The 21,075-nt window shown below is 60.7% G+C and carries 19 protein-coding genes and 1 riboswitch; of the genes, 18 read left to right on the plus strand and 1 reads right to left on the minus strand.

Features of this window, described 5'->3' with window-relative positions; translation table 11 throughout:
- The first annotated feature begins 245 nt into the window (after positions 1–245).
- The 11 genes from AAAX31_RS09260 to AAAX31_RS09310 all read left to right on the plus strand — a co-directional run bounded on the left by AAAX31_RS09260 (position 246) and on the right by AAAX31_RS09310 (position 10,400).
- Positions 246–524 (plus strand): NifU family protein, encoded by a 279-nt coding sequence (locus AAAX31_RS09260; RefSeq protein WP_117847995.1) that lies wholly within the window; start codon positions 246–248, stop codon positions 522–524.
- Positions 525–633: 109 nt separating this feature from the next.
- Positions 634–1,455 carry a prolipoprotein diacylglyceryl transferase gene (lgt, locus tag AAAX31_RS09265; protein ID WP_117847997.1) on the plus strand — a complete coding sequence of 274 codons (822 nt, stop codon included), beginning with the start codon at positions 634–636 and terminating at the stop codon, positions 1,453–1,455.
- Between the two features lie 146 nt (positions 1,456–1,601).
- The gene (locus AAAX31_RS09270) at positions 1,602–3,785 is read left to right on the plus strand and encodes a DUF6020 family protein (protein WP_233504630.1); all 2,184 of its coding nucleotides are present in this window, start codon (positions 1,602–1,604) and stop codon (positions 3,783–3,785) included.
- Positions 3,786–3,957: 172 nt separating this feature from the next.
- Complete coding sequence (locus AAAX31_RS09275; protein ID WP_006234926.1) at positions 3,958–4,764, plus strand: YebC/PmpR family DNA-binding transcriptional regulator; 807 nt, start codon at positions 3,958–3,960, stop codon at positions 4,762–4,764.
- A gap of 166 nt (positions 4,765–4,930) precedes the next feature.
- The gene (locus AAAX31_RS09280; protein ID WP_199412371.1) at positions 4,931–5,476 is read left to right on the plus strand and encodes a hypothetical protein; all 546 of its coding nucleotides are present in this window, start codon (positions 4,931–4,933) and stop codon (positions 5,474–5,476) included.
- On the plus strand, positions 5,469–5,846 hold the full coding sequence (locus tag AAAX31_RS09285) for a DUF2273 domain-containing protein (protein WP_233504631.1): 378 nt from the start codon (positions 5,469–5,471) through the stop codon (positions 5,844–5,846). The genes AAAX31_RS09280 and AAAX31_RS09285 overlap by 8 nt, the downstream gene beginning before the upstream one ends.
- A gap of 44 nt (positions 5,847–5,890) precedes the next feature.
- Positions 5,891–6,412, plus strand: coding sequence for an Asp23/Gls24 family envelope stress response protein (locus tag AAAX31_RS09290; protein ID WP_117770099.1), 522 nt, complete (start codon positions 5,891–5,893; stop codon positions 6,410–6,412).
- 205 nt (positions 6,413–6,617) lie between these two features.
- On the plus strand, positions 6,618–7,640 hold the full coding sequence (locus tag AAAX31_RS09295; RefSeq protein ID WP_117770100.1) for a YitT family protein: 1,023 nt from the start codon (positions 6,618–6,620) through the stop codon (positions 7,638–7,640).
- 149 nt (positions 7,641–7,789) lie between these two features.
- A complete protein-coding gene (locus AAAX31_RS09300; protein WP_117770101.1) occupies positions 7,790–9,106 on the plus strand; it encodes a zinc-ribbon domain-containing protein in 1,317 nt (438 codons plus the stop codon).
- Between the two features lie 195 nt (positions 9,107–9,301).
- Positions 9,302–9,910 carry a DUF4234 domain-containing protein gene (locus AAAX31_RS09305; protein ID WP_117770102.1) on the plus strand — a complete coding sequence of 203 codons (609 nt, stop codon included), beginning with the start codon at positions 9,302–9,304 and terminating at the stop codon, positions 9,908–9,910.
- Positions 9,911–9,923: 13 nt separating this feature from the next.
- On the plus strand, positions 9,924–10,400 hold the full coding sequence (locus AAAX31_RS09310) for a DUF2752 domain-containing protein (protein ID WP_199411372.1): 477 nt from the start codon (positions 9,924–9,926) through the stop codon (positions 10,398–10,400).
- A 106-nt stretch (positions 10,401–10,506) separates the two neighbouring features.
- Here AAAX31_RS09310 and AAAX31_RS09315 read toward each other — a convergent pair whose 3' ends face one another.
- Positions 10,507–11,970 carry a M20 family metallopeptidase gene (locus AAAX31_RS09315; RefSeq protein WP_117848000.1) on the minus strand — a complete coding sequence of 488 codons (1,464 nt, stop codon included), beginning with the start codon at positions 11,968–11,970 and terminating at the stop codon, positions 10,507–10,509.
- A 168-nt stretch (positions 11,971–12,138) separates the two neighbouring features.
- Here AAAX31_RS09315 and AAAX31_RS09320 point away from each other — a divergent pair, with 168 nt between their 5' ends.
- The 7 genes from AAAX31_RS09320 (at position 12,139) to AAAX31_RS09350 (ending at position 21,062) form a co-directional block, all read left to right on the plus strand.
- Complete coding sequence (locus AAAX31_RS09320) at positions 12,139–13,776, plus strand: amidohydrolase (RefSeq protein ID WP_233506162.1); 1,638 nt, start codon at positions 12,139–12,141, stop codon at positions 13,774–13,776.
- Between the two features lie 921 nt (positions 13,777–14,697).
- A complete protein-coding gene (gene groES / locus AAAX31_RS09325) occupies positions 14,698–14,991 on the plus strand; it encodes a co-chaperone GroES (protein ID WP_022094351.1) in 294 nt (97 codons plus the stop codon).
- A 96-nt stretch (positions 14,992–15,087) separates the two neighbouring features.
- A complete protein-coding gene (gene groL / locus AAAX31_RS09330) occupies positions 15,088–16,725 on the plus strand; it encodes a chaperonin GroEL (protein WP_006234938.1) in 1,638 nt (545 codons plus the stop codon).
- Between the two features lie 369 nt (positions 16,726–17,094).
- Positions 17,095–17,287, plus strand: a riboswitch (FMN riboswitch).
- A gap of 6 nt (positions 17,288–17,293) precedes the next feature.
- Positions 17,294–17,884, plus strand: coding sequence for an ECF transporter S component (locus AAAX31_RS09335; RefSeq protein ID WP_117655907.1), 591 nt, complete (start codon positions 17,294–17,296; stop codon positions 17,882–17,884).
- The gene (locus AAAX31_RS09340) at positions 17,881–19,785 is read left to right on the plus strand and encodes an energy-coupling factor transporter ATPase (RefSeq protein ID WP_349077024.1); all 1,905 of its coding nucleotides are present in this window, start codon (positions 17,881–17,883) and stop codon (positions 19,783–19,785) included. The genes AAAX31_RS09335 and AAAX31_RS09340 overlap by 4 nt, the downstream gene beginning before the upstream one ends.
- A complete protein-coding gene (locus tag AAAX31_RS09345) occupies positions 19,785–20,585 on the plus strand; it encodes an energy-coupling factor transporter transmembrane component T (protein WP_117848004.1) in 801 nt (266 codons plus the stop codon). The genes AAAX31_RS09340 and AAAX31_RS09345 overlap by 1 nt, the downstream gene beginning before the upstream one ends.
- 30 nt (positions 20,586–20,615) lie before the next feature.
- Positions 20,616–21,062 carry a pyridoxamine 5'-phosphate oxidase family protein gene (locus tag AAAX31_RS09350; RefSeq protein ID WP_117848005.1) on the plus strand — a complete coding sequence of 149 codons (447 nt, stop codon included), beginning with the start codon at positions 20,616–20,618 and terminating at the stop codon, positions 21,060–21,062.
- The last annotated feature ends 13 nt before the right edge of the window (positions 21,063–21,075 follow it).

Raw genomic sequence — 21,075 nt, forward strand, 5'->3', positions numbered from 1 at the left:
ATCCATTGGAACACGAGAAGGAGGCAGGTTAAACTGAAGGGACTGACCCCGGAGGAATTCCGGAATCAGTCCCTATGTGCGGCGTAGGCCGCTTATTAGCCCGTCCAAGAATTGGGGCGCAGTTCAAATTGACTGCTCGTGAAAGTCGTGTCCGCGCGCATGGACGGCTCGTGAGCGGGTACATGGCTGTAGTAACATAGCTCTGTCCGCGGGCGCGCCCGCGTTATTGTGAGAAAGGAGCCCCTGTGGCTGTTAACGAAGAGCTGCTTAAGAAGGTTCTTGAGGAGATCCGCCCCAACCTGCAGGCTGACGGCGGCGATATGGAGTATGTGGGCGTCGACGACGAGGGCGTCGTCCAGCTTGAGCTTCAGGGTGCCTGCGCCGGCTGCCCTATGAGCGCACTGACCCTGTCCATGGGTATCGAGCGTATCCTCAAGGAGCACGTACCCGGCGTTACCCGTGTCGAGCAGGTCAATGCCTCCGGCGAGACCGAGGACCTGTACGACGAGTATGCGCCGTTCTAAGATGCGAAAGCTGCGGGCGATGTGCTCCGCATAGACGTCACGCCCAAATATGCGGCTGCGAGCGCAAGGCCCGCGGCCGCATTTGTATGTAGGGAGCAAGGGGACCGATATGCTCAACGACCTCTACCATATGCTTGATCCCGTCGCGATTTCGGCGGGGCCCATCACCATCTACTGGTACGGCTTGGCCTACGTGGTCGGCGCTCTGCTCACGGCGGTCGTCATGTATCGCACGCAGCGTCGCTGGGGTTTCGACATTACGGTCGACGACCTGACGAGCGTCGTGGTCGGTGTGGTCTTTGGCCTTATCATTGGCGCCCGCCTGTTCTACGTCATCTTTTACGGTGATGGCTACTACTGGGCGCATCCGCTCGAGATCTTCGCCACCAACGAAGGCGGCATGAGTTTCCACGGCGGCCTGGTGGGCGGCATCATCGGTGGCGTGCTCGTGTGCCGTATGTACAAGCTCGATGCCTGGACTATCGCCGACCTTGCCGTTATCGGTGCTCCGCTGGCCCTGTGCCTGGGGCGCTGCGCCAACTTTGTCAACGGCGAGCTGTGGGGCAAGCCGACCGATTTGCCCTGGGGCGTGATCTTCGGCGGCGCCGCGGGCGATATGCCGCGCCATCCCTCCCAGCTCTACGAGGCATTCCTAGAGGGCATTGTGCTCTTTTGCATCTTGCAGGTGCTCAGCCGCAAAAAACCGCTGCTGCCCCAGGGCACGTTTATGGGCGTGTTTGTGATGGGTTACGGCATCGTCCGCTTCCTCATTGAGTTTGTGCGCGTGCCCGATGCCCAGCTGGGCTATCTGCTGGGCGGCGTCATCACCATGGGTCAGCTGCTGAGCCTGCCGCTCGTAATCGCAGGACTGGCGCTCATCATCTTCGCCCGACACCGCAATCGCCCCCAGCGCATCTACCTCGACGCCTAGCCACCACATGTCACCACAAGGGGGACAGGCACCTTTGTGGTGGTTTTGCCGGGCAACGATGACAGAACCGTAACGTTTCCCCAGATAAAACCTGCCAAAATAAACCTGTCCCTTTTTGGCAGGTTTCTAGAAAGGCTATTCGGACTGTGAAGGATTCCGACCTCTCCGCAACGGCTGCGCGCGACGCCGCCCGCATCGTTTGGTTTAAGCGCTATCCCGCCAAACAGACGCTCATCGCATTTTTGCTCGCCCTGCTGGCGACCACGGCGTTTTCCATCGATCCCGCCCCGGTGTCGAGCAACGCGGTCCTGGCGATCGACCCCAAGGCGACGGGCACGCTCTACGTGTGCTACGAGGTACTTCTCTCGTTTGCCGGCCATACCGACGCAGTGATGCTGCTCGCGCTTGCCTGCTTGCTCACGCTGCCGTTTCGCTATGTGTTCTTTGGCCGCGGTGACGCTTGGCGCCCGTCGGTCGTGCTGCCATCGCTGTTCTTTGCCGTTTGCATGGTGTTCGGCCGTAGCTACGACCTTGCCGATTCGGCAGAGATTGTGCTGGGCGACAAGGCACGCGTTATCTGCGCCTGGATTGGCGGCGCGGGCTGGATGCTTCTGGCGATTGTGGCCTTCTATCTGGCTTTTGAGTTTTTGGATTGGTTGAGCTCCCGCCGCATTCCGTTTTCGGAGACCCACTTTGGCCGCGTGTGGCGTGTTGCCCACGCCGTGCTCTCGGTCCATCCCTTTGTCGGGCCGTTTCTTGTGCTCATGATTGCCTGGGCGCCCACGCTTATCGCCTCGCTGCCCGGCCTCTTTATGGGAGATACGGGCGCGCAGATCCGCCAATGGTTCAACTATCCCAACGGCACGAGCGACTACCTGCGTCTGCTCAATCCCAATGTGTTGCTCAACGGACATCACCCCGTGGTGCACACGGCTATCATCGGTTCGTGCGTCCAGCTGGGGCTTTCACTGTTCAACAGCGCCAACGCAGGTCTTGCCATCTACACCTGCGCTCAGTTCGTCATTACGGCCGCCTGTATGGCCTATTCCATCTCGTCGCTGCGCAAGCTAGGCGTGAGCCTGCCGGTCCGCGGCGTGATCTTGCTGTTCTTTGTGTTTATGCCCATGTTCTCCAACTACGCGGCCCTGCTTACCAAAGATGTGCTGTTTGCCGACGCGTTTTTGGTGCTGTTGGTGCAGACCGTGAAGCTTGTGGCATGCGGCCTGCCCCGTCGCGATGCCAATGCCGAGCGTGCGGGCGAACAGAGGCCCGTGCTCTTTGTGCGCCATGACTGGCTGCTGCTCGCTATGGGCGCCATGGGTTCCACGTTTCTGCGCAACGGCGGCCTGGTGTTTCCCCTGGCGGCATGCGTAATCGCGGCGGCGTTTTGCGCATGGGACGCGCACGTGGCTCGTCGTGCAGCCAAGCAGGCTGGTGCTGCGCCTTCGGGCACCACCCCGCGTTTCCGCTGGGTGGGAGTTCTTGCGGTGCTTGCACTCTGCCTTGCCTCTAATATGTACTTCACCAAGGTCTTTATGCCGGCACATGACATCACGCCTGGTTCCAAGCGCGAAATCCTCTCGATTCCGTTCCAGCAGACGGCTCGTTTTGTCCAAAAGCACGACGGCCTCAACTCGGGCGTCAACCCCACGGTTAAGGAGGACGGCACCATCGTGGAGGCTCCTTGCGACGGCTTGGTGACCGACGAAGAGCGTGCCGTGATCGACCGTGTGCTCAAGTACGAGAATCTGGGCCGCCGTTACAACCCGGATAAGTCGGACGCCGTCAAAAATTGCTTTAACGAGTACGCCTCGCAGGAGGACATCAAGGCCTATTTTGAGGTGTGGGCCCAGATGTTCAAAAAGGATCCCGAGTGCTATATCTCGGCGCTCATCAATAACTACTACGGCTACTTTTATCCGAGTGCCCGCGATGCGTGGGTCTACAGCACGGCGCGCAGTGCCGAGATCATGGCGAAGCCCGATAACCTCAAGTACTTTGACTTCCATCCGGTCGACAGCAAAGCCGTGCGCTGGTGCGACCACCTGATTAACCTGTACCGCGTGGCGGTGCAGCGCATTCCGTTTATCTCGCTCACCATGAGCTCGGCCACCTACGTGTGGATCATGATCGTCGTGGTGGTCTACCTGTTGCGCCGCCATTCGTGGCGCGCGCTGGCCATCTGGATACCGCTGCTGGGTGTGCTCGTTGTGTGCCTGATTGGTCCATGTAATGGGTCGACCTACATGCGCTACCTGTACCCGGTCATTGCATGCATGCCTTTCGCCATCGGCGCCACGATCACCCGCAGCGACCTCCTCTGGACCTAACCAAAGATTAGCGCATTGGGGTCAGGCTGCTTTGTGCCAAGGGGCTGCATCATCACGACGCCTTCATTTTTTTGTTTATCTCACAGGCCAGTAGGTATATCATTTATAGCGTTTGTTTATATTGCCCGAGCATTCGCGCTGGGCTTTAGGTCGAAACCGATAGGAGACACGTATGTCCGGACACTCTAAGTGGGCCACAACCAAGCATCGTAAGGGCGCGCAGGACGCCAAGCGTTCCGCCCTCTTCTCCAAGCTCAGCCGCAACATCACCGTTGCTGCCCGTCTCGGCGGCGACCCGCTGCCCGAGAACAACGCCAGCCTCGCCGCTGCCGTTGCCAAGGCTAAGGCTCAGTCCATGCCTAAGGACAAGATCAAGTCTGCTATCGATAAGGCCTTTGGTTCGGGTGCCGATGCCGCCGTCTACGAGAACATCGTGTACGAGGGCTACGGTCCCGCCGGTGTCGCCGTCTACGTCGACTGCCTGACCGACAACCGCAACCGCACCGCCGCCGATGTCCGTTCAGCCTTCTCCCACGCTGGTGGCAACCTGGGCACCTCCGGCTCCGTCGCCTTCCAGTTTGAGCGCAAGGGTCAGATCGTCGTCGCCAAGGAGATCCTGGACGAGAACGCCAAGAAGGAGACCATGATCGCCAACGGTGCTGCTGGTGACGAGGATGAGTTCATGATGGCCATCGCCGAGGCCGGTGGCGAGGACTACGAGGACGCCGGCGAGGAGTGGATCGTCTGGACTACCGCCAACGAGGTCATGGCTGTCTCCAAGGCGCTCGAGGAGCAGGGCGTCCAGGTCAAGGGCTCCGAGACCACCATGGTCCCGACCACCCCGACCGAGGTCTCCGGCGCCGACGCCAAGAAGGTTCAGCGCCTCATCGACCGTCTTGAGGAGCTCGACGACGTCCAGGATGTTTACAGCACCATGGACATGACCGACGAGGTCATCGCTGCCCTCGAGGAGGAGTAGGCCCGCACGGATTGAGCCGTGCATATCTGGGCATAATGAAGCGAGCATGCAAGCCTCGTGGAATAGATGAGCCGGATCCGCGTGCAATGAGGCACCGGACCCGGCTCTTTTATAATGATGCGAATCGTTTTGCATTCTGTGGATCGAGATTTGAAGGGAGCGCTGCATGCGCGTGCTCAAACGAGCCCTGGCGATCGTGTATCTTGCCGCCGCCGTCGTGGCGCTGGGTACGTTAGTCTGCCAGTTTTGGGGGCCATATACCTATCGCTTTATGCTGTTGATGCGCGATCCGCTGCCTCGCATCGTTGTTACGGCGTGCGGCGGTGTCGTGGCGCTCGGCGTGCTCGTGTGTTTCTTTCGCCTGATGTTTGCTCGTCGCGAGCCGTCCTGCGTGCATCCGGCGGGGGAGCGTAATATCGAGGTCACGCTCGCCGCCCTCTCCTCGTGTGCTCGCACCGCGGCAGAGCGCGACGACCGCGTGATGGTCGAGCATGTCGAGGCGCGCGTGCAGGGCTCCGACGAATCGCGCGTCCGTTTTAAGGTCGACGCCATCGCGCTCGACGACCGGGATGTGGCCTCCCTTGCAGCCGCGATGCAGCAACGTATCGAGGAGGCCTGCGACACCATGCTCGGCACGCCGGGCACGACCGCACGCGTTCGTTTTTTGCCGTCCAAGACTACCGTCCAGACCGTGGAGGTTTCCGGTGAGTGATACCAATCAAGACAAGACCGTCCGCACTCCGCGCCTGACTATCGATCAGAGCGCCGCGCCGGCTAGCGAGGTCGTCGATCCCAAGGTGGAGGGTACCGAGTCGCATGACGCGGTCGCCAATGATTTTGATGAGGCCATGGGTCTCATCAAGGGTACGGGGGCAGCCATCTGGAGCTATGCCGTCCGTCATCCCAATACCACGCTTGGAGCCGTCGCTGGTTTTGTGCTCGCCGTACTGGTGCTCACGCTCGGCCTGTGGGATACGCTCGTCATCGCATTCTTTGTACTGATCGGCGCCGTGATTGGCCAGATCCGTGACGGCGAGAACGGGATCGTCAACTTCTTCGGCCGTCTGTTTAGCGGCCGCTAGTATGTATTCGACCGCCGCGTGTGCGGTGGGCATAAGGAGGAACCATGGCTTTTAACACGAAGGTCGATGTGGCCGATACTGAGCCCGAGGCAGACGAGACCGTCGCCGCCGAGGCCGAGGACGTAACGCTCGAGGACGAGGCGCTCGTCGAGGCCGAACCCGCCGACGATGCGGACGAGGATGATGAGGAAACAGACGAGTCCGAGGACTCGCTGACCTATTCCAACGGTGTAATCGAGAAGATCGTCGCCATGGCCACCCGCGAGGTGCCGCACGTCCTGGGCATGAAGGGCAACCTCATGCACTTTGTGCAGGAGCAGTTTGGTGCCGAGAACCTGACCAAGGGCGTGACGGTCGAGGTCACCGATGACAACCGCGTGGTCGTCAACATTTCCGTCATTATCGAGTACGGCGCCTACGCGCCCGCGATTTTCGACGACGTCAAGGCGCGCGTGACCGAGCGTCTGGCCGCGATGACCGGCCTTGAGGTGGCAGGCGTCAACCTACGCATCGAGGATGTCATCACCCCCGAGGAGTACGAGCACCGCACCAACCAGCACGAGTAACCTACCAAAAAGGGATGTTTATTTTAGCAGGTTTTATCTGCGAAAACGTCAAACGGCCGGCCGCACGGATGTATGTGCGGCCGGCCGTTATTTGTATGTCCCCGATGTAGGCATACCGCTCGTCTAACTAGGGGTTGCAATCGTCGTGTTCCGCGTTACCCTAATGGGCGCATTGTTTCCAAATTGTTAACGAGGGGTTGCCGTAATGGCTGACGAGCACGAAACAGAAAGCCAGGCATGGGCGATTGAGGCTGCCGCGGCAGAGGCGGCATCGCGAGCTGCCGAGGAGGTACATCGTCCTCCCGTGGTGCCGATGGAGCGCGTGGTTGATCGCACCGATATCGAGCGCGGCGAGCGTGCCGGCCAAAAGCGTAGCCAGGAGCCAGGCTTCCCGCGCTTTTTCGCCGAGCTCAATCTGGGCCTGATTCTTACGGCCTTTGCCATCGTTGCGTTTAAAACCCCTAATCACTTTGCTTTTGGCGGCACCTCGGGCGTGTCGGTTATTCTGTCCACGCTGTTCCCGACCCTGCCCGTCGGCGTCTTTATGTGGATTATCAACGCGGTTCTCGTCGTTTTGGGCTTTATCTTTTTGGAGCGCAAGGCAATCCTGTGGAGCGTCTTCGCCTCGTTTGCGCTGTCCGCCTATGTTTCGCTTTTCGAGCTCTTTATCCCGACCAGTGTCTCGATGACGGGCGATATGTGGCTCGACCTGTGTTTTGCCGTGATTCTGCCGGCGCTCGGCAGCGCCATCGTCTTTGATATCGGCGCCTCGACGGGTGGCACGGACATTCTTGCCATGATCCTCAAGCGCCGCACGACGCTCGAGATTGGCCGCGCCCTGCTGCTGGTCGATATCGGCATCGTGGCCATCGCGGCCTTCTTGTACGGCCCGCGTGTCGGTCTGTATTGCGTGCTCGGCCTGTTTGCCAAGACGCTTGTGGTCGACAAAGCCATCGAGAGCATTCACCTTCGTAAGGTCTGCACGGTCATTTGTTCCGAGCCCCTTAAGGTCGAGGAGTTTATCGTCAAGCATCTCAACCGTACGGCGACCATTAGTCGCGGCTACGGTGCCTTCTCGGGCAAGTGCGTGACGGTGATCATGAGCGTGCTGAGCCGTCGCGAGGCCGTGCAACTGCGCCGCTATGCGCGCGAGGTCGATCCGGGTGCCTTTATCACGATTGTCGACAGTTCCGAGATCGTCGGCAAGGGTTTCCGCGGCACGAACTAGCGCGAACGCATTCATCAAACAATCGAAAAGCGCCTCGCGCGTTGCAAATACGTCATCTAAGAGTATTTGAACTCACATTGGGTGATAATGATGCCAAAGACATCGTTTGCGATCCAGGTGATTCGCTCTAGATACGAAGGGATGATTCTATGTTCTGCTCGCAGTGTGGCGCCCCCATGGGCGATAACGACAAGTTCTGCGGCGTGTGTGGTGCTCCTAATGCCGGTGCCGCTGGCCCCGCTCCCCAGGGACAGCCTCAGCCCCAGCAGTTTGTTCCGCAACCGCCCGTGGCGAATGCGCCAAAGGGCTGTGTGGTTCAGGCGTTCCAGGATATGACCAAGACCCCGGGCGTGCTTCAGCGTGTATGCCAAATCGCGTTTTTGCCGGCGCTGATTTGCGTTGTGTCGGTGCTCGTGTTGTTTATTCCCGTTATTGGCGGCATTGCGGCTGCCATCGGCTTTTTGGCAGCTTGCATTGCGAGCGTGTGCGGTTCCGGCTTTGGCATCGAGTGGGGTCGCGATCTGTCGCTTAAGATCGATGACGGCATGGATCGTCCGCTGATGCGTTCCACGTCGTTTGGTCTCGGAGTCTTTTCGAGCGTTATTTCGGTCGTGCTCGAGGTTATCGCTGCCATTCCCGTTATCGGTGTAGTGCTTTCGCTGGTGGAGGGCGTGGCGCTTGGTGCCGCAGGCTCGTACTCCTACTATGGCTCCTATGCGCTCGAGGCTGCGCTGTTCGGTTCGCTCGGCCTGCTTGTCCTGGCTATGATTGCCACGGCAGTCTTGGGGGTCTTCTTTAAGATGTTCGCCGACATTGCCGTGATGCACTTTGCGGTGACCGGGCGCGTTGAGAGCGCGTTTTCGCTCGACAAGGTCTGGGCGGCGTTTAAGCACAACAAGACCAAGCTGTTCTGCGCTTCGTTCCTTCCCGAGTTTTTGACGGGCCTGGTTTCCAACGCCATTACGTGGATCTTGACAGCTGTCTTTGGTGCCATCGCCGGAATTGGCGCGTACGGCTATTACTATCGCCCCACGGGTATCGAGGCGATTGTTACCGCCGGTGGTGTCACGCTCGTATTGTTCCTGGTGCTGATTGCATTCGTCACGGTGTTCCTTACGGTCTTTGGCAAGATGCTCAAGCACCGTGCCGTTGGCTATTGGGCTGCACGTTATGCAAGCGAATGGGCCGATGAGGACAAGGACGACGTTTTGACTTTTGTGCTCCCGGGTGAGAAGAAGCCTGCTCCTGCGGGATTCAATCCCACGGCAGCCACTGGTGCTGCGCCTGCCCCGGCACCCGCGCCTGCACCTGCCCCGGCACCCGCGCCTGCCCCTGCCCCGGCACCTGCTCCTGTCCCCGCACCGGCGTCCGAGGCGACGCCTGCGGAGCCCGATTGGGATGCCGTTGCCACGCCGGCGGATGAGCCGGGCGATAATCCTGCTGCCGAAAACAATCAAACCGAATAGCCGGTCGAGGCGCCCTGGGCAACTGAGCCCGGGGTGCCTTTTTCTACTGCGAAAGCAAGAAAATGCCTGGGAAAACGGTTGCAGCAAAATTTCTCGGAAATTGGTCAATGTTGCGCAACAACGTCGCGGCTATTGTTGAGAACGTAGACGTGTAAGGTTTGAAGGCGTGCGACGCCTTAGGAAAAGGAGAGGCTCATGTTCTGTCCCACTTGTGGTTCTCCCATTTCGGATGATGCCAAATTCTGCCCTGTTTGCGGATCCGCCGTTGGTGCCGCTTCTGCCGCTCCGGCCCCGCAGCCCCAGCCCGCTCCGGCCCAGGCTATTCAGCCCGTGCCCCAGCCTCAGCAGCAGTACACCGGTCAATACGCCCAACAGTCCGCATCCGCTCCGATGGGCTATGGCCCCATTAAGGCTGACCGCAGCCTGATCGGCTGGCTGCTGCTCTCTCTTGTGACCTGCGGTATCTATTCGTTCTACTTCCTGTATTGCTTGGCACGCGACGTCAACACGTTGTGTCAGGATGACGGCGATTACACGCCGGGTCTGGCGGAATTCATCCTTCTATCGTTTGTGACCTGCGGCTTCTACGCGTACTACTGGTATTACAAGATTGGCAACCGCCTGCAGGCCAACGCTCCTCGCTACGGCCTGGTGTTCCAGGAAAACGGCACCACCGTTCTTCTGTGGCAGATCTTCGGCGCGCTCCTGTGCGGCCTTGGTCCCATCTTCGCTATGAACATCATCATCAATAATACCAATGCCATGGCAACGGCTTACAACACTCGCCTTGGCGCTCGTGCCTAACAATAAGGGCGGCGTGAACAGCTCCCAGGGACATAGGGGCACGGCAGAGCTCCTTCGCCGCGCCCTTTTTTGCACCGGCGCGCTCTTTGTTGCCTGGCTCGCGCTCTACCTGCTCGATATCGGCTGCATTTTTCGAATGATGACGGGCGCTCCTTGTCCGGGATGCGGCATGACGAGGGCGTGGCTGGCGGCGCTGCGTCTCGATTTTGCGGCGGCCTTTGCCTACCATCCGCTGTTTTGGGTGGTGCCGATTGCGTTTGTGCTCGCGTTCGTGCGCGAGGAGGTGGCATCGAGCAAGCTAAAGCGTGGTGTCGACATTGCAGTCACCGTGTTGTGCATGCTGGTCATCGCCGTATGGATCGTGCGCCTCATCAATCCGGTAGATGCCGGCCTACTCTTTGGCGGCCATGCGCCCGCCGGAGTCCCCGACGACATCATCCACCTCGAACCCCCACGCTGGCTCACCATCCTTCGCTCTTTCCTGTCGTGACGGAGGACGCGCTAGAAAAGCGGTCGACACATAAGCGGGGGCGAACGTTGAGATAACGTTCGCCCCCGCTTTGCTCTAGCCAGGTTGTTATGGGTGGGCGTGATGGCTACTCGTCGCGCTTCTCCTCGTGGCGAGCGGCAGCCCGCGCATCGTGGATGCCCTTGATTGCAGCATGGCGAGCGGTGCGAGCATCGTGCATGGCGTCGCGCGCCTCAGCGGCTGTTGCCTTGGCAGAGCGCAGCTTGGCGGCCAAGTCGGGGTTGGTCTCGGCAACCGCGGCGATCGTGGGGCCGTCGAGCTCCTCTTGCGTGGGCTCGGCCAAAAAGTCGATAGCATACTGGGCGGCCACCATGGAGCCCTTTGCCAGCACGGTCTCGTCGATCTTGTAGAAGCAGGAATGTTGGGCGTACGTGGCACCAATCTTGGGGTTGCGCGTACCTACAAAGGCGAGCACGCCCGGCACGCGGCGCAGGTACTCCGAAAAATCCTCGCCCGAAAGCGTGCCACGGTAATGGCCTTGACCGGTGGGGCCCAGGCACTTGATTACAGCCTGACGGCAGCGCTCGCTCGAGGCGGCGTCGTTTTCGACCTTGTAGTTGGCGATGGTGTAGTCGGTGAGCTCTGCCTCGGCGCCCAAGGCGGCCGCGGTATGCTCCACGATGCGGCGCATAAGCTCCGGCATTTCCTCGTGGGTCGAATCTCCGTAGGTGCGCACCGTGCCGGCAAGGTAGGCCGTGCCGGCGATAACGTTGCGCGCGGTGCCGCCGTGCAGCTCGCCGACGGTGATGACAGCCGGCTCATAGGGGCTGATCTCGCGCGAGACGATGGTCTGCAGAGCGTTGACGATCTCGGCGGCAACCATAACGGCGTCGTGGCCGCGCTGGGGCATGGCGCCGTGGCATGAGGTGCCGCGGACGTCGATGCGGAACCAGTCGGTATTGGCCATGCGCGGGCCGGGCTCGCAGCTCACGGTGCCGGCGTCGACCTCACTCCAGATGTGCGCGGCGTAGGCGCCATCGACGCCGTCGAGCACACCCGTGCCGATCATGAGCTTGGCGCCCTGGCCGTTTTCCTCGCTGGGCTGGAAGACGATGCGGACCTCGCCGTGGATGTCGTCGGTCATATGGCGCAGAATCTGCAGCGTGCCGAGCATCATGGCGATGTGGCAGTCGTGGCCGCAGGCGTGCATGCAGCCCTCGTTGACGCTGGCAAATTCCTCGCCGGTCTGCTCGGTGACGGGCAGGGCGTCGATATCCGCACGCAGCAGGATGCGGCGGCGCGGCGTGCCGTCCTCGCGGTAGGCATCGGGCGCGGTGCCGCGAAGGGTCGCCACCAGACCCGTCTTAAGGGGACGCTCATAGGGGATATTCATGGCGTCGAGCTGGTTGGCGATGTCGGAGGTCGTGCGCTCCTCGGCAAGGCTCAGCTCCGGGTGCTTATGGAAGTGCCGGCGCTGCTTGATGATATAGGGTTCAAACTCGGTAGCGATATCTTTGATGGCTGCGGTGACGTCGTCAGCCGCGCGAGCCTCGGTCGCCGCCATAATCTGCTGTGCCTTGGTCTTCGTCATGGTCGATTTGCTCCTTGCTGGGTTGATCGCAAAATCGTACAGGCTCTCTCCAGTATGCCACCTGCCGCTAGGGCTGGTAAAGTTGCCGTTTGCCGCTTGGGGTTTTGTTACAAGGGCGGGGGAGTACACTCGGGGGTGTTGAATTTCCTGCCAGAGATGGGGATGCCCATGCAACATATCGATCGGATTATCCGCTCCAAGAACGTCTTTACCGCGCAAGACGGCATCGATACCGCCCGCGAGCTGGCGATTGCCATCGCAGGCGACCGTATCGTCGCAGTCGGTGCGCCCGATGACGTGATCGCCGCCGCTCCCGCCGCCACGTCGGTTATCGACTACGGCGAGCAGTTTGTCTGCCCCGGTTTCCATGACGCTCATCTGCACTTCTTCCATACCTCGGTCGGTTCCTCGCCGTACATGCTTATGGATATGGGCACGTCCGAGGCGGCGCTGGTGCAACATGCGCTCGAGTTTTCCCAGGACCTGCCCGATGACGCTTGGGTTGTGACGCAGGGCTGGCGCGACTACCGTTGGGACCCGCCCGAGCATCCTACCAAGGCGTCGCTCGATGCGGCATTCCCCGATCGTCCCTGCGTTATGTATTCGGGCGACGGGCATACGCTTTGGCTCAACAGCCGCGCACTCGAGGCGCTCGGCGTCACACGCGACAGCGAGCCGCCAGCGGGCGGCAGCTACGACAAGGATGCAAACGGCGAGCTCACGGGCATTGCTCACGAGGCGGCTGCCATGCAGCTGCTACCGCGCTGCCTGGAGTGGCTGGGCGAGGACCGCATCGCGAGCGCTTACGCCGACCAGATGAAGCGTATGGCCGAGCAGGGCATCACCTCGATCTGCGATATGTCGCTCATGCCCATGCCGGGCTGCGATTTTATCCGCGACGACGTCTACGACAAACTGCAGGCAGCCGGCAAACTGGGCATCCGAGCCCATCTATTCCCCACACTGCTGGATGACCAATCGCGCTTAGAAGAACTGCAGACCCGCTACGCGAACAACGCGCTGCTCTCGGCGCCTGGTTTTAAGCAGTTCTTCGATGGCGTGTCGAGCGAACACACGGCATATCTCACCGAGCCCTATACCAATCCGCGCTTCCCGGGCGACCAGGGCCGTCTGACGGTTCCGGCTGAGCGCATGCGCAAACTGGTTCTGGCGGCCGCGGAGCGCGGTCACACCGTGCGCATCCACGTCATTGGTGACGGTGCGATTCATGCCGCGCTGGATATCTTCGAGGAAGCGGCCGACCTGTACGGCCTGCCCCAGCACGGTCATAACACGCTTGAGCATCTGGAGAACCTCTTGCCCGAGGACATCGACCGCCTGCGCAAGCTCGACGTGGTTGCCTCGAGCCAGCCCTGCCATATCACGCTCGACCCGGGTGGTCCGGAGCGCGACCTGGGCTTGGAGCGCAGCCGCATCATGTGGCCGTTCGCAACCTATAAGCAGCGCGGCATTCGCCAAGCCTTCGGTACCGACAGCCCCATCACAGCTGTTACCAGCATGAACGTGCTCTACACGGCTATCACGCGCCAGGACCCCAAAAGCCACTGGCCCGAGGGCGGCTGGCTGCCGAGCGAGCGCATCGATGCGGCAACAGCCCTGCGCAACTACACCCTGGGCAGCGCCTACGCGGCAGGCGACGAGCAAAACCTCGGCAGCCTGGAACTCGGCAAATACGCCGATCTGGTAGTCCTGGACCAAAACCCGCTCACCGTTGACCCCCAAGACCTCCAGGCCACAAAAGTTCAGGCCACCTACCTGGCAGGTAACTTGATTTACGAGCGCTAAGTATTCATGCCGTACCGTTAAGCGCGGCTCGGACAGCCTATTTTGGGATAGCGCTCGAGTCGCGTTTGTTTGCCGGTGGGGATTTGTTAGGAGCGTCCCCGCTCTGATGGATTTGGGCGCAGGGCGGATGCGCCGCTGCCCTGCGCGCTCAATTTGGACATCAGCAATGCTGCCTCTTGGTGTTTTGCATACTTCCCATTACAGATTGCATAAAAAGGCTGGGATATTCTTCCTGATCCTGATGTACCCCCGCCCGTGCCGTGCAAAAAACGGAGTATTCAGCACCGCGAGCTCTGCCGGTGCCGCTGCAGTCGGGTAGCATTGCGGAGATCGACGTCATTTTGGGGTCCGACGTGGCGCGAGGCATGCTTGTTTGTCTCGACGAGGCCTGTCTGCCGACCCAAATCGCCGGTCGAAGGCTACCGTGGGACTAATTAGATGCGCCCGGTGCGTATGCATTTGTCCCGGCCTGCTGAAAACTCCCAAAAATGCACGGTGCTCCCCAGGGGACCCGTGCTCGCAACGAAAACCATGCCCATGTCGCTATCCGCATCGCCTTTTTGCTGCACTGACTTTTCTGAATGCCGGGCTCGAATTAGTTAACCTGCCTCCCGTGTGGCTCCGGAGGGGCGGGGCATAAGGTTTATCGCGAGTTCCGCACGAGCCGAAGGCCACTTAATGTGGCCTTCGTGCGAGCAGGACTGCCCGAGCAGGAAACCTTATGCCCCGCCCCTCCGGAGCCACACGGGAGCCACTGCTAAGTTATCCCCCGGCATTCAGAAAATCTAAGTGCCAAAAAATAAGATTTTTTGACTCTGTGTTGTATAACCCGCCATTCGTGGGTACCATTCAACGCGTACGCAAACAAAAAGGGTTAATTCGCGTGGTATAACCGCGCGGCCCAAAAAGGAGGAGACAAGCATGTCGTCTTTGAAGCCGCTTGCAGATCGTGTTCTGGTCAAGCCCGACGAGGCCGAGCAGAAGACCGCTTCTGGTCTGTATATCGCCAGCAACGCTCAGGAGAAGCCGCAGCGTGGCACCATCGTTGCCGTTGGCGCCGGCAAGGTCAACGACAAGGGTGAGCGCATCCCCATGGACGTCAAGGTCGGTGACGTTGTCATCTACGGTAAGTTCGGTGGCAACGAGGTCAAGGTCGACGGCGAGAAGTATCTGCTGATGCGCGCCGACGACATCTACGCCGTCGTCGAGGCCTAGTCTCGTCAGAATCTCTGATTCGTCTTTGAACGCGCCCGCCGCACAGGACTCGGAAGCGGCGACGCGAGTCACATTTCTTTTGGAGGATTACCTACCATGGCAAAGAACATTACGTTCAACACCGATGCCCGCGCTAAGCTTGCCAAGGGCGTCAACACTTTGGCCGACGCCGTTACCGTCACCATGGGCCCCAAGGGTCGCTACGTTGCGCTGCAGCGCACGTTCGGTGCCCCGACCATCACCAACGACGGCGTTTCCGTCGCCAAGGAGATCGAGCTCGAGGACAACATCGAGAACATGGGCGCTCAGCTGGTGAAGGAGGTTGCCACCAAGACCAACGACACCGTGGGTGACGGCACCACCACCGCAACTCTGCTCGCCCAGGCCATCGTCAACGACGGTCTGCGCAACGTCGCCGCTGGCGCCAACCCGCTGGCCATCCGTCGCGGCATCGACAAGGCCGTTAACGCCGCCGTCGCCGAGATGAAGAAGCAGGCCAAGCCGGTCGAGACCAAGGAGCAGATCGCTTCCGTCGGTACCATCTCCGCCGGTGACCCCGAGGTCGGCGAGAAGATCGCCGAGGCCATGGAGGTCGTGGGCAAGGACGGCGTCATCACCGTCGAGGATTCCCAGACGTTCGACATCACCATCGATACCGTCGAGGGCATGCAGTTCGACAAGGGCTATGTCTCCGCTTACTTCGTCACGGATAACGACCGCATGGAGGCCGTGATGAAGGATCCGTACATCCTCATCACCGACCAGAAGATCTCCAGCGTTCAGGACATTATGCCCGTTCTCGAGGCTGTCCAGCGCGCTGGCCGTGGCCTGCTCATCATCGCTGAGGACATCGACGGCGAGGCTCTGCCTACCCTGGTTCTCAACAAGATCCGTGGCGCCCTCAACGTCTGCGCCGTCAAGGCTCCGGGCTACGGCGATCGCCGCAAGCGCATCCTCGAGGACATCGCCGTCCTCACCGGCGGCCAGGCTGCCCTGGACGAGCTGGGCGTGAAGGTCGCTGACATCACCGCCGATATGCTCGGTACCGCTAAGTCCGTCACCATCTCCAAGGACAATACCGTCGTCGTCGGCGGCGCTGGCTCCAAGGAGGCCATCGACGCTCGTATCGCTCAGATCAAGGGTGAGATGGAGAACACCACCTCTGACTTCGACCGTGAGAAGCTCCAGGAGCGCCTGGCCAAGCTCTCCGGTGGCGTTGCCGTCATCAAGGTCGGCGCTGCTACCGAGTCCGAGCTCAAGGAGATCAAGCATCGCGTCGAGGACGCCCTGCAGGCTACTCGCGCTGCTGTCGAGGAGGGTATCGTCGCCGGTGGCGGCGTCGCCTTCATGGACGCTGCTCCTGCGCTCGATGCTGTCGAGATTGACGACCCCGAGGAGAAGATCGGTGTCGACATCGTCAAGAAGGCTCTGACTGCTCCGGTTGCTACCATCGCCAAGAACGCTGGCTTTGAGGGCGCCGTCGTGGTCGACAAGGTTGCCGAGCTGCCCGCCGGCCAGGGTCTCAACTCTGCCAACGGCGAGTGGGGCGACATGATCGAGATGGGCGTCCTCGACCCCGTCAAGGTCAGCCGCGTCACCCTGCAGAACGCTGCTTCTGTTGCCAGCCTGATTCTCATCACCGAGGCCACCGTCTCCGATGTGCCCAAGAACACTCAGCTTGAGGACGCTATCGCTGCTGCCACCGCTGGTCAGCAGGGCGGCGGTATGTACTAAGGCCGACAAGGTCTAGAACTCCCACCGGGAATCCGGGGGCGGGACGGGGACTTCTCTCCGGAACGTCCTCGGACATGCAAAGAGGCTCCGCATCGCGCTTCGCGCTGCGGAGCCTCTTTGCGTCCTGCGGAATATTCCGGAGAGAAGTCCCCGTCCCGCCCCCGGATTCCCTGCGTTTACGGCCTTGAGGTCGGCGGGCGTAGAAGGACGTGGTCGATAGGAGTACGTGTCCCTTCGCTGTTTCGCGCTTTGCGCGAAAGGCGCGTTACTTTGGGATGGGTGGGGAACGTGGTTGTTGCGGCAACTGGCCCTCGCCAGAAATTACCCCTGGCGTACTTGTACCTCTCTTCCCTCGTGCTACACTTGCAATTGCTGTTTCAGGGCGGGGTGGAATTCCCCACTGGCGGTAAATCGGGCGGTGCCAAAGGGGCGCCGTGGAGCAGGCGAGGCGTCTGCGACCGAGCCGATGAGTCCGCGACCCGTGCGTGTGTTGGTTCGCATGCCGGCTGAACTGGTGAGATCCCAGTGCCAACGGTTAGAGTCCGGATGAAAGAGGCAGGTGATCTTAATGTCTGAACAGTCGCAGCATATCCATTTTGAGAACACGAATAGGTGGAGCACCAAACAGCTCGTTACCATGGCGTTGATGTGCGCCTTGGGAGCGCTGTTTATGTATGTGCAGCTGCCCATCCTTCCCTCGGCACCGTTTTTGACGTATGACCCGTCGCTGGTGCCGGCGATGGTGTGCGGGTTTGCGTATGGCCCCGGTGCCGGTACTGCTGTTGCCGCCATGGCGATCGTTATCCATGCGCTCACTACGGGTGACTGGGTCGGCGCGCTTATGAATCTGGTTGCCACGCTGGGCTACATTCTGCCCGCGGCTATCGTCTACCAGAAGATGCATACCTATAAGGGTGCCGTGATTGGCCTAGCGCTCGGCGTTATTGCCGCTACGGCGTTGTCTATGGTCGCAAACCTTACCATTGGCGTATGGTTCTGGTATGGCTCGGTCGATGTGATCGCCCCGCTCATGATTCCTGCCGTGCTGCCGTTCAACCTTATCAAGACCGTGCTTAACTCGGTATTGACGCTTGCGGTGTACAAGGCGGTTTCCAACCTCATCACGCCTAAAAAGGACCAGGTCAAAGGCCGCGCATGATTGAGTGTCGGGGCGTTTCCTTTAGTTATGACGGTGCCGCACCGGCGCTCGACGGCGTCGATCTGAACATCGAGGACGGGGAGTTTTTCTGCATCCTCGGTGGCAATGGGTCGGGCAAGTCGACGTTTGCCAAGCATCTGAATGCGCTGTTGCAGCCCGATGCGGGCACGGTACGCATCAACGGCATGGATGCGTCCGACCCCGAGCTGGTCTACGACATTCGTTCGACCGCGGGCATGGTATTCCAGAATCCCGACGACCAGCTGGTGGCAACGCTTGTCGAAGATGACATTGCGTTTGGTCCCGAAAACCTAGGCGTGCCATCGGCGCAAATTGCGCAGCGCGTACGCGAGGCGCTGAAGGGCGTGGGCCTGGTGGGCTTTGAGCACCACGAGACCCATGCGCTTTCGGGCGGCCAAAAGCAGCGCGTGGCGCTTGCCGGCGTGCTTGCCATGGAACCGCGCGTGCTCATCTTGGACGAGGCTTCCTCGATGCTTGATCCGCGTGGGCGCAAGGCCCTCATGAAGGCTTGCCGCGCGTTGCACGATCGCGGCATGACCATCGTGATGATTACGCACTTTATGGAAGAGGCCGCCGAGGCCGATCGTGTCGCGGTGTTTCGGGCGGGGCATGTTGCCATGCTGGGTACGCCCGAGGAGATTCTGACGCGGGCGAATGAACTCGCTCAGCTCAACCTGGATATGCCGGCGTCGTGCTGCTTAGGTAGGACACTTCGTGCGAAGGGCGTGCCCGTTTGCGCGCAGGTACGTGAGGCGGATATGGTCGCCGAGATTGCGCAGACTTATGCCGAGCGAAGTGGGGCAGGCACCGCGGGGCAGTCTTCCGCATCCCAGTTGGAAATCGCTGACGGCACTGTTCCGGTAGACAACGAGGGCAACGCGTCGGAGCCCGTCATAGAGCTATCCCATGTTTCGTACAGTTATTCGCTCAGTCCGCGCGAGCGCCGCCGCTGGCATAAGCGCTCGGCCACTGCGGGCAAATCGAGCAAACAGGCTCTCTGGGGAAACGACCCCAGCAGTCCGTGGGCGCTGCGCGATGTATCGCTGACGGTGCGTCGCGGCGAGTTCCTGGGGCTAGCAGGCCATACCGGCTCGGGTAAATCGACTCTGGTCCAGCATCTCAACGGGCTGATCCGTCCGCAGGAGGGAAGCATTTGCGCGCTGGGGCTCGACCTATCAAACAAGAAAGACGCCGCTGCGGTTAAGGCCAAGGTCGGCGTGGTGTTTCAGTATCCTGAGCGTCAGCTGTTTGCCGAAACCGTGGCGCAGGACGTGGCGTTTGGTCCGCACAACCTTGGCTTGCCGCAAGATGAAGTCGACCGTCGTGTCGAGTCATCGCTCTCGCGCGTGGGCCTCGATCTTTCCACGGTCGGCGACAAGAGCCCCTTTGAGCTTTCGGGCGGCCAGCAGCGTCGCGTGGCGTTTGCCGGCGTGCTCGCCATGGAACCTGAGGTGCTGGCGCTCGACGAGCCCATGGCAGGCCTCGATCCGGCTGCCCGCAGGGATTTCCTGGAGCTCATTGGCCGTTTACATGACGAAGGCCTGACCGTTGTCATGGTTTCGCACAGCATGGATGACCTGGCAAATTGTTGTGACCGTATCGTTGTGATGAACGAGGGCGCGGTGTTTGCCGAGGGAACGCCCACGCAGGTTTTTGCGCATGCGGATGAGCTTAAATCAATCGGCTTGGGTGTTCCCGCCGCCCAGCGCATGGCGCTGGCGCTCGCGAAGGCAGGCGTGCCGCTGCGCTTTGACGGCCTCTATACGGTTGAGTCGCTGGCAGACGAGTTGGTGGACCTGCTAATCGGTCGCTCGGGCGGTCCTTCTAACGTCGCGGACATTGCTAAATCCAAGACGGTCGCGCGAGAGGAGGGCTGCTAATGGAGGCGTTTTCGTTTGGCAGCTACTATCCCGGCGATAGTGCGATCCACCGCCTAGACCCGCGAACTAAGTTGCTCTTGGGCTTTGTGTTTCTGATCACGACGCTCACAGTCAGCAGCTTCCGCGGACTGGCCCCGGTCGCAATCTTCGTTGTCCTGATCTATGCCGTGTCCCGGGTGCCGTTGCGCCGGGTCCTATCATCGATGGCACCATTGCTGGCGATTGTCGTGGTGGTCGCAGTGCTCAACCTGTTTTCCGACCAGAGCGGGCGCATCCTGTGGCAGCTCTGCTTTCTGCAGATAAGCGAGGGCTCGCTGCGTTCTGCCGCCTTTATGGCGTGCCGCCTGACCCTGATGATGGCCGGCATGAGCGCCATTACGCTCACCACGCCCACGCTCGACCTCACCGCGGGCTTTGAGCGTCTGCTCGCACCGTTTGCGCGCGTGGGGCTCCCTGCGCATGAGCTCGGCATGATCATGGGTATCGCGTTGCGCTTTATGCCGCAGTTCGCCACCGAGATGAAGCAGACGGCGGACGCGCAGGCAAGCCGCGGCGCGCGCGTGACGTGCGGTCCGCTCGGCGGCGTGCGTATGCTCGGCAGTGTGGCGATTCCGCTGTTCACGGGCGTGTTCCGTCATGCCGAGACGCTTTCGGCCGCCATGGATGCCCGTTGCTATCATGGCGAGCAGGGCCGCGCACGTTTGCATGCGCTTGCATTTGGCCGCAGCGATGCGTTGGCGGCGGTGGTGACGGCGTTGCTGCTCATCTGCGTCATCGTCATCAATCTTCAACTTGTTTAGGCGCGATTCGAGCGCAAGAAAGGGGTCCCTATGACCGACAACGACCGCACGGCTCAGCTTGAGCGCGCCTGTTCGTATCTCAGGCGCATTCCGGCGTGGTATCTGGCCACGACCGATGTGGCCGACGGGTATCAGCCTCGCGTGAGGCCGTTTTCATTTGCCATGGTCGATGACGGTAAGCTGTGGTTTTGCACATCGCGCGACAAGGATGTGTGGGCGGAGCTGAGTGCGAATCCCAAGTTTGAACTCTCGGGCTGGAAGCCGGGGGAGTGCTGGATCGTGTTGACCGGCGAGGCCGCACTTGAGGACGACGCAGTTGCGAGCGACAAGGTGCGTCAAGCGGGTTTTAAGCACATGGTGGGCATCGGCGAGGAACACGAGAGCGCCAACGACGGCCGCCTTGCGTTCTTCTCGGTCCGCAACATTGCCGCGCGCTTCTGTGATATCGACGGCAGCGAGGAGCGCCTGGAGCTCTAATTTCCCAAATTGA

The sequence above is a fragment of the Collinsella sp. CLA-ER-H5 genome (assembly GCF_040092375.1).
GTDB lineage: Bacteria > Actinomycetota > Coriobacteriia > Coriobacteriales > Coriobacteriaceae > Collinsella.